Origin of the sequence: Cupriavidus alkaliphilus (assembly GCF_900094595.1) — a bacterium.
In the GTDB taxonomy this organism is placed as follows: Bacteria; Pseudomonadota; Gammaproteobacteria; order Burkholderiales; family Burkholderiaceae; genus Cupriavidus; species Cupriavidus alkaliphilus.
The window spans coordinates 73615-86512 of record NZ_FMAD01000011.1 but is presented as its reverse complement, the minus strand read 5'-3'; the positions used below and the strand labels follow the sequence as shown (position 1 = coordinate 86512).

Annotated in this window: 5 protein-coding genes; all 5 read left to right on the top strand. The window is 70.5% G+C overall.

Going from position 1 to position 12898, the window contains the following annotated elements:
- The first annotated feature begins 17 nt into the window (after window positions 1-17).
- Window positions 18-3371, top strand: a complete 3354-nt coding sequence (treS, locus tag GA0116996_RS21615; RefSeq protein ID WP_092315695.1) for a maltose alpha-D-glucosyltransferase — start codon at window positions 18-20, stop codon at window positions 3369-3371.
- The gene (gene glgB / locus GA0116996_RS21610) at window positions 3368-5662 is read left to right on the top strand and encodes a 1,4-alpha-glucan branching protein GlgB (RefSeq protein WP_092315693.1); all 2295 of its coding nucleotides are present in this window, start codon (window positions 3368-3370) and stop codon (window positions 5660-5662) included. Before treS ends, glgB begins: the two co-directional genes overlap by 4 nt.
- Window positions 5659-7854, top strand: coding sequence for a glycogen debranching protein GlgX (gene glgX / locus GA0116996_RS21605; RefSeq protein ID WP_092315691.1), 2196 nt, complete (start codon window positions 5659-5661; stop codon window positions 7852-7854). The genes glgB and glgX overlap by 4 nt, the downstream gene beginning before the upstream one ends.
- Window positions 7851-10097 (top strand): 4-alpha-glucanotransferase, encoded by a 2247-nt coding sequence (malQ, locus tag GA0116996_RS21600; RefSeq protein ID WP_092315689.1) that lies wholly within the window; start codon window positions 7851-7853, stop codon window positions 10095-10097. Before glgX ends, malQ begins: the two co-directional genes overlap by 4 nt.
- Window positions 10098-10217: 120 nt before the next feature.
- Window positions 10218-12761, top strand: a complete 2544-nt coding sequence (locus GA0116996_RS21595; RefSeq protein WP_092315687.1) for a glycogen/starch/alpha-glucan phosphorylase — start codon at window positions 10218-10220, stop codon at window positions 12759-12761.
- The last annotated feature ends 137 nt before the right edge of the window (window positions 12762-12898 follow it).

Below are 12898 nucleotides of genomic sequence, written 5' to 3'. Positions count from 1 at the left end.
CATACGTGGAGACACGGATGAAACGCCTTACCGAAACCGCCAGCGCCGCCCTGCTCAACGCCGATCCGCTCTGGTACAAGGACGCGGTCATCTACCAGCTGCACATCAAGTCCTTCTTCGACGCCAACGGCGATGGCGTGGGCGACTTCGCCGGCCTGCTCGGCAAGCTCGACTACCTGGTCAACCTGGGCGTCGACACGGTGTGGCTGCTGCCGTTCTATCCGTCGCCGCGCCGCGACGACGGCTACGACATTGCCGACTACCGCAACGTCCACCCCGACTACGGCACGCTGGCGGACGCGCGGCGCTTTATCGCCGCGGCACATGCGCGCGGACTGCGCGTGATCACCGAGCTGGTGATCAACCACACCTCGGACCAGCACCCGTGGTTCCAGCGCGCGCGCAAGGCCAAGCCCGGCTCCGCGGCGCGCCGCTACTACGTGTGGTCGGATCATGACCAGGCCTACGCCGGCACGCGCATCATCTTCTGCGATACCGAAAAATCCAACTGGAGCTGGGACCCGGTGGCGGGCGCGTATTTCTGGCACCGCTTCTACTCGCACCAGCCGGACCTGAACTTCGACAACCCGCAGGTGCTCAACGAAGTGCTGTCGGTGATGCGCTTCTGGCTCGACATGGGGGTCGACGGACTGCGCCTGGACGCGGTGCCCTACCTGGTCGAGCGCGAAGGCACCAGCAACGAGAACCTGCCCGAGACCCACGCCGTCATCCGCAGCATCCGCTCCCACCTGGACCAGCATTTCCCCGGCCGCATGCTGCTGGCCGAGGCCAATATGTGGCCGGAGGATGCGCAGCAGTACTTCGGCCTGACCGGGCCTGAGCCGGAAGGCGACGAATGCCACATGGCGTTCCACTTCCCGCTGATGCCGCGCATGTACATGGCGATCGCGCGCGAAGACCGCTTCCCGATCACCGACATCATGCGCCAGACGCCGGAGGTGCCGCCCAACTGCCAGTGGGCGATCTTCCTGCGCAACCATGACGAGCTGACGCTGGAGATGGTGACCAGCAGCGAGCGCGACTACCTGTGGGAGGTCTACGCCACCGACCGGCGCGCGCGCATCAACCTGGGCATCCGCCGCCGCCTGGCGCCGCTGATGGAACGCGACCGCCGCCGTATCGAACTGATGAACAGCCTGCTGTTCTCGATGCCGGGCACGCCGGTGATCTACTACGGCGACGAGATCGGCATGGGCGACAACATCCACCTGGGCGACCGCGACGGCGTGCGCACGCCGATGCAGTGGTCGCCCGACCGCAACGGCGGCTTCTCGCATGCCGATCCCGAGCGCCTGGTGCTGCCCCCGCTGCAGGGCCCGCTGTATGGCTACGAGGCGGTCAATGTCGAGGCGCAGGCGCGCGACCCCCACTCGCTGCTGAACTGGATGCGGCGCATGCTGGCGTTGCGGCGCAAGCACCGCGCCTTCGGCCGCGGCACGCTGCGCTTCCTGTTCCCGGGCAACCGCAAGATCCTGGCGTACCTGCGCGAGTTCGAGGGCGAGCACATCCTGTGCGTGGCCAACCTGTCGCGCGCGCCGCAGGCGGTTGAGCTGGACCTGTCCGCCTTCAACGGCCGCGTGCCGGTGGAGATGATGGGCGCGACGCCGTTCCCGGCGATCGGCACGCTGACCTACCTGCTGACGCTGCCCCCCTATGGCTTCTACTGGTTCGTGCTGAGCGACGAGGCGCAGCCGCCGTCGTGGCACGTGGAGGCGCCCGAACAAATGCCAGACCAGATCACCCTTGTGATGCAGAACACCGGCCGGCCCGAACTGACCGAGGCCTCGCGCCGGCTGATGGCCAGCGAGGTGCTGCCGCACTACATCGGCCGGCGCCGCTGGTTCGGCGCCAAGCACGAGCGCATCGAGCGCGTCGCGCTGGCCTACCTGCTGCCGTTTGCGCGCGGCAGCGCCGGCGAAGACATCTACCTGGGCGAGGTCGAGGTGGCGCTGCCCGGGCGCACCGAGCGCTACCAGTTGCCGGTGGGCATCCTGTGGGACCGCGAAAGCGCCGACGGGGTCTCGCAGCTGGCGCACGGGCTGTCGATGGCGCGTGTGCGCCAGGGCAGCCGCGTGGGGCTGGCCACCGACGGCTTCGTGGTCGAACCGTTCGCGCGCGAGGTGGTGCGCGCCCTGCGCAACGATGTCCAGGTCCATGCCGGGCACGACATCATCCACTTCCGCGCCGAGCCCGGGCTGGCCGCGCTGGAACTGGAACGCGACCCGATCGAGTACATGTCGGCCGAGCAGTCCAACAGCTCGCTGTCGTACAACAACACCGCAGTGCTCAAGCTGGTGCGCCGGCTCTCGGGCGGCATCCACCCCGAAGCCGAGATGACGCGCTACCTGACCGCGCAGGGCTATGCCCACGCCGCGGCGCTGCTCGGCGAGGTGGTGCGCACCGGGCCGGACGGCGTGCCGCATACCATGATGCTGCTGCAGGGCTATATCCTGAACCAGGGCAACGGCTGGGACTGGACCCTGGACTATCTGGGCCGCGCCATCGACGATGCGCTGCCGTCACAGGACAGCGAGGACGAGTTCGCCGAGGCCATGAACGGCTACGCCGCGCTGGCCGGCACGCTGGGGCGCCGGCTGGCCGAACTGCACGAGGTGCTGGCGCGCCCCAGCGACGACGACGCCTTCACGCCGCTGCCCGCCACCGCGGACGATGCACGCGCCTGGGCCGGGCAGGCGATTGAGGCGCTGCAGCGCGCCCTGGACCGGCTGCAGGCGCGGCCCGCCGCCGAGTCTGCCAGCCCGGCCTTCGAGGCCGATGTGCAAACCCTGATGGCCGCGCGCGACGCGCTGCCCGGGCTGGTCGAGCAGCTTGCCGCCGCTGCGCCGGGCAGCCTGCAGACCCGCATCCACGGCGACTTCCACCTGGGGCAGGTGCTGATCGCGCAGAACGATACGTATCTGGTCGACTTCGAAGGCGAGCCCGGCCTGTCGCTGGACTGGCGCCGGCGCAAGACCTCGCCGCTGCGCGACGTGGCGGGGCTGCTGCGCTCGCTCGACTATGCCGCGGCCACGGTCGGCACCGACCGCCGCGAACGCACCCACAGCGAGCTGCCGCCGCAGCTGGCCGAACGGCGCGCGGTGCTGCTGGAGCGCTTCCGCAGCACCGCCAATGAAGCTTTCCTGAGCTGCTACCGCCAGCACATGGAGGCCGCGCCCGCGCCATGGGCGGCGCCCGACCAGCTGCAGCCGCTGCTCGACCTGTTCCTGCTGGAACGCGCGGCGTATGAGGTCGAGTACGAAGCCGCCAACCGGGTCGCGTGGATCGACCTGCCGGCGAGCGGGCTGGCTCGCCTGCTGCGCAAGCTGGCGCCACTGGGAGACCAGCCATGAGCCCCCCCGCCAGCGCCGGCGGCGACCCGCGCACCGGCAAGCAGGCCGGACTGCTGCCGGGCCATGAACTCGACGCCCTGCTGGGCGGCCGCCATCCCGATCCGTTCGGCGTGCTGGGACCGCATCCGGATGGCGACGCCACGCTGGTGCGCGCCTGCCTGCCCGGGGCGGCGTCGGTGCAGCTGGCCGATGCCGGCGGCGCGCCGCTGGCGGAGATGGAGCGCCTGCATGGCGGCGGCGTGTTCGCCGCGCGCCTGCCGCGCGGCACCGGCACCGGCGCCGCGGCTTACCGCCTGCGCGTGCAATGGTCCGACGGCACCGAGCAGTGCAGCGCCGACCCCTACGCCTTCGGCCTGCTGCTGGGCGAACTGGACCTGCACCTGATCGCCGAGGGCCGGCACTTCGAGCTGAGCGCCTGCCTGGGCGCGCAATGCCAGCGCGTGGACGGCATCGACGGCGTGCGCTTCGCGGTGTGGGCACCGAATGCGCGGCGGGTCTCGGTGATCGCCGACTTCAACGGCTGGCACCCGGCGCGGCATCCGATGCGGCTGCGCCATCCCAGCGGCATCTGGGAGTTGTTCGTCCCCGCCGCGCTGGGGGCGCAGCCGGGCAGCCGCTACAAGTACGACCTGCTCGACCCGCACGGCACCGAACTGCCCGACAAGGCCGACCCGCTGGCGCTGGCCGCCGAGCCGCCGCCCGCCACCGCCTCGGTCGTGACCGGTCCCGGCCAGGGCGCGCCTCCGTTCACCTGGCACGATGACGACTGGATGGCGCGCCGCCAGCAGCGCGACCCGTACCGCACGCCGATGTCGGTCTACGAGGTCCACGTGCTGTCGTGGCTGCGCGCGGCCAACGACGCGCAGCACGGCTGGAACCTCCTGGCCGACCGGCTGGTGCCCTACGTGCAGGAACTGGGCTTCACCCATATCGAGCTGCTGCCCATCACCGAGCACCCGTTCGGCGGCTCGTGGGGCTACCAGCCGCTGTCGCTGTATGCCCCCACCGCGCGGCTGGGACCGCCGCAGGCCTTTGCCGCCTTCATCGACCGCTGCCACCAGGCCGGCATCGGCGTGATCCTGGACTGGGTGCCGGCGCACTTCCCCACCGATCCGCACGGGCTGGCGCAGTTCGACGGCACCGCGCTGTACGAGCACCAGGATCCGCGCGAAGGCTTCCACCAGGACTGGAACACGCTTATCTACAACCTGGGCCGCAACGAAGTGCGCGGCTTCCTGCTGGCCGGCGCGCTGCACTGGCTCGAGCACTTCCACGCCGACGGCCTGCGCGTCGACGCGGTGGCTTCGATGCTCTACCGCGACTACAGTCGCCAGCCCGGCCAATGGGTGCCGAACCGCTTCGGTGGCCGCGAGAACCTCGAAGCGGTGGACTTCCTGCGCGAACTCAACGCGGTGGTCCATGAACGCTGCCCGGGCGCGCTGACCATCGCCGAAGAGTCGACCGCGTGGCCCGGCGTGACCGCCAGCGTGGCCAGCGGCGGGCTCGGCTTCGACTTCAAATGGAATATGGGCTGGATGCACGACACCCTGCACTACCTGGCCCATGAGCCGGTCCACCGCGCCTGGCACCACCAGAACATGACCTTCGGCCTGGTCTACGCCTGGTCCGAAGCCTTCGTGCTGCCGCTGTCGCACGACGAGGTGGTGCACGGCAAGGGCTCGATGCTCGGCAAGGCGCCGGGCGACGACTGGCAGCGCTTTGCCGGCCTGCGCGCCTATTACGGCTTCATGTGGGCGCATCCCGGCAAGAAGCTGCTGTTCATGGGCGGCGAGCTGGCGCAGTGGCAGGAATGGAACCACGATGCCGAGCTCGACTGGCCGCTGCTGGACCAACCCATGCACCGCGGCATGCACACGCTGGTGCGCGACCTGAACCGGCTCTACCGCGAGCTGCCCGCGCTGCATGCGCTGGACCACAGCCCCGAAGGCTTCCAGTGGGTAGTCGGCGACGACAACCACAACAGCGTGTTCGCGTGGCTGCGCCGCGCGGGGGCGGACAGCCCCGAGGTGGTGCTGGCGGTGGTCAACATGACGCCGGTGCCGCGCCAGGGCTACCGTGTCGGCGTGCCTTTTGCCGGCGCATGGCGGGAATGCCTGAATACCGATGCCGCCGCCTACGGCGGAAGCAACGTCGGCAACGGCGGCGCCGTGATGGCGGTCGAGGTGCCTTCGCACGGCCAGCCGGCTTCGCTGGCGCTGACGCTGCCGCCGCTGGCCACGCTGGTGCTGCGCTTCGACCAGGGTGACGGCAGCGAAGGCGCCGCGACATGACCCGCCAGTTCGCTGACCGGCTGCTGCCGGGCAAGCCGTTTCCGCTGGGCGCCCACTGGGACGGGCTGGGGGTCAATTTCGCGGTGTTCTCGGCGCACGCCTCGCGCGTCGAGCTGTGCCTGTTTTCCGATAACGGTCGCAAGGAACTGGCGCGGCTGCCGCTGCCTGAATGCACCGACGAGATCTGGCATGGCTACCTGCCCAACGCGGCGCTGGGCACGCTGTACGGCTATCGCGCGCACGGCCCTTACGATCCCGGCCACGGGCACCGCTTCAACCCCCACAAGCTGCTGCTGGACCCCTATGCGCGCCAGCTGAGCGGCCCGGTGCGCTGGTCCGACGCGCTGTTCGGCTACCGGCTGCAGAGCGCGCGCGCCGACCTTACGCCGGACCGCCGCGACAGCGCGCCGACCATGCCCAAGGCGGTGGTGGTGGACGAAAGCTTTCACTGGGGCGACGACCGGCCGCCGGCAGTGCCCTGGCCCGCCACCATCCTCTACGAGGCCCACCTGCGCGGCCTGTCGATGCTGCGCGACGACGTGCTGCCCAACCTGCGCGGCACCTTCGCCGCGCTGTGCGATCCGCGCTTTATCGACCACCTGGTGCAGCTGGGGGTGACCACCGTCGAGCTGCTGCCGGTGCACGCCATCCTGCAGGACCGCTTCCTGCTGGAGCGCGGCCTGCGCAACTACTGGGGCTACAACACGCTGTCGTACTTCGCCCCCGAGCCGGCCTACCTCGGCACCGGGCAGCTGCAGGAATGCAAGGTGGCGATGCGGCGCCTGCATGCCGCCGGCATCGAAGTGATCCTGGACGTGGTCTACAACCACACCTGCGAAGGCAACGAGCTGGGCCCGACGGTGTCGTGGCGCGGACTCGACAACGCCAGCTACTACCGGCTGGTGCCCGGCGACGAGCGCCACTACATCAACGACACCGGCTGCGGCAACACCCTCAACCTGTCGCATCCGCGCGTGCTGCAGATGGTGATGGATTCGCTGCGCTACTGGGTGCAGTGCTACCACATCGACGGCTTCCGCTTCGACCTGGGCAGCACGCTCGGGCGCGAAGGCAACGGCTTCGACGCCGGCTCGGGGTTCTTCGATGCATTGATGCAGGACCCGGTGCTGAGCCGCGTCAAGCTGATCTCCGAGCCCTGGGACCTGGGCCCCGGCGGTTACCAGCTGGGCAATCACCCCCCGGGCTTTGCCGAGTGGAACGACAAGTTCCGCGACGTCAGCCGCCGCTTCTGGCGCGGCGACGCCGGGCACCGCGGCGAGATGGCGGCGCGGCTGGCGGCCTCGGCCGACCTGTTCGACCGGCGCCACCGGCGCCCGTGGGCCAGCATCAACTTCATCACCGCGCACGATGGCTTCACCCTGGCCGACCTGGTCAGCTACAGCGCCAAGCACAACGAGGCCAATGGCGAAGACAACCGCGACGGCACCGACGACAACGCCAGCGCCAACTGGAGCCCGGACGGCAGCGTCGAAGGGCCCACCGACGACCCCGACATCCTGATGCGCCGCAACCGCGTGGCGCAGGCGCTGATGGCCACGCTGCTGCTCTCGCAAGGCACGCCGATGCTGACCGCCGGCGACGAATGGGGCCGCAGCCAGCACGGCAACAACAATGCCTATTGCCAGGACAACGAGCTGTCGTGGCTGGACTGGAAGCAGGCCCAGGCGCCCGGCGCGCAGCCGCTGCAGCAGATGGTGCGCCGGCTGCTGGCGCTGCGGCGCAAGCTCCATGCGCTGACTGGCGACCGCTTTGCCCACGGGCGCGAAGAACTGGCGCCGGGCATTGCCGACATTGCCTGGTTCGACACCGACGGCAAGCCCCCCACGCCAGAGGAATGGGCCGATCCGGAGATCCGCACGCTGGCACTGCGGCGCGCCGCCGCGCCGCCGCAGCCCGAGCGTCCGCTGCTGGGATCGCTGGCCGACGCCGCGCCGGACGATGCGCGCGCGGTGCAGGTGACGCTGCTGCTGCTCAACGCCGGCGACAGCGACGCTACCTTCCAGTTGCCCGAGCCCGCGCTGCCGTGGGCCCTGCTGTTCGACAGCAGCCGGCCCGAGACCAGCGACGCCGAGCTGGCTGGCACGCAGGTGCACGAGTCCCAGCCGGTCGCCGCCCACTCGCTGGTGCTGCTGGCTGCGCAGGCCCCCACGCCTCCGGAGGACCACGCGTGAGCCGCGCAGGCGCAACCTCGCCGCTGCACGCGCTGGCGCTGCGCGCCGGCCTGCAGCCGCACTGGACCGATGCCTGGGACCAGCCGCGCGAGGTCGGCGACGCGGCCCTGCGGCGCGTGCTGGAAGGTCTGGGCCTGCCCTGCGGCAGTCCTGGCCAGTGCGCCGCCTCGCACGCGTGGCTGGCCGCCGACGACGCGGCCCATGCGCTGCCGCCGCTGCTGACGGCGGAACGCGGCCTGCCGGTCGCGGTACCGTGGCCGCATACCGTGCCGCAGCGCGCCTACCGGGTGACGCTGGAAGACGGCGCGATCATCGCCGGCACCGCGGTGCGCGGCGCGGGTGCCGATGCCGCGCTGATGCAGTTGCCCGCCATCGATGTCTGCGGCTACCACCGGCTGGACCTCGGCAATGCCCATGCCACGCTGGCGGTGGCGCCGCGGCGCTGCTACGGCGTTGCCGACGCGCTGCGGCATGCCGGCCGGGGCAAGGAGGGCGAAGGCGCGCGCACGCCGCCGTGGGGCCTGGCGGTGCAGCTCTACAGCCTGCGGCGCGGCGCGGCCTGCGGCATGGGCGACCTGACCGCGCTGGCCGAAGGTTGCGCCAGCGCCGCGCGCGCCGGCGCGGACGCCATGGCCATCAACCCGCTGCATGCGCCCTTCGCCGCGCTGCCCGAGCGCTACAGCCCGTATGCGCCATCCAGCCGGCTGTTCCTGAACCCGCTCTATGCCGACCCTGCCACGGTGTTCGGCCAGGCCGCGGTGGATGCCGCCATCGCCGGCCTGGGCGCGGCCGACACGCTGCAGGCGCTCGACGCCCGCGGCGAGATCGACTGGATCGCGCTGGCGCCGCTGCGCTACGCCATCGTGCGCTGGCTGTGGCAGCGCCGCGAGTCCCTGCTGCCGCGCGCGGCGCTGGACGACTATGCCGCGTTCCGCGCGCGCGGCGGCACGGCGCTGCATGCACACGCGTGCTATGAGGCCATCCAGGCCCGACGGCTCGGCGACAGCGCCAACGGCAACAACCAGCACGCCGCGCCGGACTGGCGCTGCTGGCCGGTCACGCTGCGCTCCCCGGCCGATGCCGCGGTGGCCGCCTTTGCGCAGGCTCACGCCGACGACGTCGCCTTCCACGCCTTCCTGCAATGGCTGGCCGACGATGGCCTGGCGCGGGCGCAGCGCGCGGCGCGGGACGCCGGCATGGCCATCGGCATCATCCGTGATCTTGCCGTCGGCGCCGACCCCGGCGGCAGCCAGGCCTGGACACGCCAGGCCGAAACGCTGGCCGGCTTCCATGCCGGCGCGCCGCCGGACCTGTACAACCCGCTCGGGCAGGACTGGGGCGTGGCGGTGTTCTCGCCGCGCGGCCTGCGCCGGCACGGCTACGCGGCGTTCCTGGAGATGCTGCGCGCCAACCTGTGCCACGCCGGCGGACTGCGCATCGACCACGTGCTGGGCCTGGCGCGCATGTGGCTGGTGCCGGCCGGCGCGCCCGCCAGCGACGGCGCTTACCTGCGCTATCCGCTGCAGGACTTGCTGCGGCTGGTGGCGCTCGAGTCGTGGCGGCATCGCGCCATCGTCATCGGCGAGAACCTCGGCACGGTGCCGCCGGAGCTGAATGAGGCGCTGTCGGCGCGCGGCGTGCTGGGCATCGACGTGCTGTGGTTCCAGCGCGAGGCGCGCGCGCAGGACGAGGCTCGGGATGAGGCAACCGAAGATGCCGCCGACCTGGCTGACCAGGAAGCCGGGGCAGCGGCCTTCCTGCCACCGCAAGACTGGCCCGCGGATGCCGTCGCCACCACCACCACGCATGACCTGCCCACCGTCGCCGGCTGGTGGGCCGGCCAGGACCTGGCGTGGCGCGACCGGCTGCGGCTGCTGGCGCCCGGCGAAACCCTGGCGCAGGCGCAGGACGGCCGCGCGCGCGAGCGCGGGGCGCTCTGGCAGGCCTTGTGCGAAGCCGGGCTATGCAGCGGCGCCGTCCCCGCGCCGGAACGCGCGCCGCTGGACGCAGTGCTGGCCTGGCTGGGCACGGCACGCACCGCGATGCGGCTGCTGCCGGTGGAAGACCTGCTGGGCCTGGCCGAGCAGCCCAACCTGCCCGGCACCACCAGTGGCCACCCCAACTGGCAGCGCCGGCTCGATACCGAGGTGCGTGCGTGGTTCGGCACCCCGGCGCTGCGCGCGCGCGCCGACGCATGGCGTGGCATCCGCCCCGGCGCACGCCATCCGCCAACGCAGCCATGAGGGCTACAGGCCCCACCGCCCGCACCAATGTGCTGTGTCCGAAACCGCCGTCCGCATCGATCGTGCAACCGCCGTGCGATCCGCTAAGCTTGACCCACTCCCATGCGCAGGAGCCCCGCCATGAACGAAGCCATCCGGCCCGAGCATGCCGATGACACCCGCACCGCCCTGTCCGGCGCCAGCCTGCGCCAGGCCTTTCTCGACCACCTGTTCCATACCCAGGGCAAGCTGCCCGGGCACGCCAGCCAGAACGACCTCTACCAGGCCGCCGCGCATACCGTGCGCGACCGCCTGGTGCAGCGCTGGATCAGCACCGCCGAAGCCTACCTGGGCCAGCCGTCGCGCACGGTGGCCTACCTCTCCGCCGAATTCCTGATGGGCCCGCACCTGGGCAACAACCTGATCAACCTGGGCATCTTCGAGGAGGTCTGCGAGGCCATGGAGGAGGCCGGACTCGACCTGGCCCGCATCCTGGACCAGGAAGTCGAGCCCGGCCTCGGCAACGGCGGCCTGGGCCGGCTGGCGGCGTGCTTCATGGATTCGCTGGCAACGCTGGAGATCCCCGCGCTGGGCTACGGCATCCGCTACGAGTACGGCATCTTCCAGCAGACCATCATGGACGGCATGCAGGTCGAGAAGACCGATACCTGGCTGCGCAACGGCAACCCGTGGGAAATCCAGCGCTCCGAATGGGCGGTGCAGGTGCGCCTGGGCGGCCACACCGAGCACTACACCGACGACCGCGGCCACTACCGGGTGCGCTGGGTGCCGGCCAAGACCGTGGTCGGCGTGCCGTTCGATTCGCCGATCCTGGGCTACCGCGTCAACACCGTGAACACGCTGCGACTGTGGCGTGCCGACGCGACCGAGGCGTTCGACTTCCACACCTTCAACCGCGGCGACTACCTTGGCGCCGTCAGCAAGAAGGTGACCTCCGAGAACCTGACCAAGGTGCTCTACCCCAACGACGAAACCACGCAGGGCAAGGAGCTGCGGCTCGAGCAGCAGTATTTCTTCGTGGCCTGCTCGCTGCAGGACATGCTGCGGCTGCTCGCGGTCGACGGCATCCCGGTGACGCGCTTCCACGAGAAGTTCGCGGTGCAGCTCAATGACACCCACCCGGCCGTGGGCATCGCCGAACTGATGCGGCTGCTGGTCGACGAGCACGACCTGGCCTGGAACGAAGCCTGGCAAATCACGCAGAACGCCTTCGCCTATACCAACCACACGCTGCTGCCCGAGGCGCTGGAGCAATGGCCGCTGCCGCTGTTCGGGCGGGTGCTGCCGCGCCATCTCGAGATCATCCTGGAGATCAACGCGCGCTTCCTGGACGAGGTACGGATCCGCTTCTACGGCGATGAATCGCGCCTGGCGCGGCTGTCGCTGATCGACGAGCATGGCCAGCGGCATGTGCGCATGGCCAACCTGGCGTGCGTGGGCAGCCATGCGGTCAATGGCGTGGCCGAGCTGCACTCGCGCCTGATGCGCGAGGATGTGCTGAAGGACTTCTACGAGATGTGGCCCGAGAAGTTCACCAGCATCACCAACGGCGTGACGCCGCGGCGCTGGCTGGCGCTGTCCAACCCGCGGCTGACGCGGCTGGTATCGGATGCGATCGGCGATGGCTGGATCTCGGACCTGGAGCAGCTGCGCGCGCTGGAGGCGTATGCCGACGACGCCGGCTTCCGCGATGCCTGGCAGGATGCGCGGCGGGCCAACAAGACCGACCTGGCGCAGCTGGTGCGCGACACCACCGGCGTGGTGGTCGACCCGTCATCGATGTTCGACGTGATGGTCAAGCGCATCCACGAATACAAGCGCCAGCACCTGGCGGTGCTGCATGTGATTGCGCTGTACCACCGCATCAAGTCCGACCCCGGCGCGCAGGTCCAGCCGCGCACCTTCCTGTTCGGCGGCAAGGCCGCGCCGGGATACGCCTATGCCAAGCTGATGATCCGCTTCATCACCTCGGTGGCCGACGTGGTCAACCGCGACCCGCAGGTGCGCGACCGGCTCAAGGTGGTGTTCCTGCCCAACTTCAACGTCACCTACGGCCAGCGCATCTATCCGGCGGCCGACCTGGCCGAGCAGATCTCGCTGGCCGGCAAGGAGGCCTCCGGCACCGGCAACATGAAGTTCGCGATGAACGGTGCGCTGAATATCGGCACCATGGACGGCGCCAATATCGAACTGCGCGAAGCGGTGGGCCATGACAACTTCTTCCCGTTCGGCCTGACCGCGCCCGAGGTCTATGCGCTGCGCGACAGCGGCTACGATCCGGCGGCGTATTACCACAGCAACCCACAGCTGCGCGCCGTGATCGACCTGGTGCAGCAGGGCTTCTTCTCGCGCGGCGAGCCCGGCCTGTTCCGCCCGCTGTTCGAGCCGCAGCATGGCCACGACCCCTACCTGCTGATGGCGGACTTCGCCGCCTATATCGATTGCCAGCAGAAGGTATCGGACGCCTATGCCGACCACGCGCGCTGGCAGCGCATGTCGGTGCTGTCGTGCGCGCGCTCGGGGCGCTTTTCGTCGGACCGGGCCATCCGCGAATACTGCGAGCGCATCTGGCATGTCGCGCCGGTGCCGGTGCGGCTGCTGCACCGCGCCAGCGGCGAGCCGTGGCAGGTGGAAGCCGGCACGAACGGGCCGCGCGCAGCCTGAGGCGCGCAACGGTTGCTTGCGTTGATGGCATGGGCGCAAGGCGCAGCGTAGTTTCTACAATGCCACAGGTAACAAAGCCCGCGCCGCGCTGCGCTGCGGGCTTGCCGGTGGCGCCGCGAATGCGCCGTTCTGCTGGC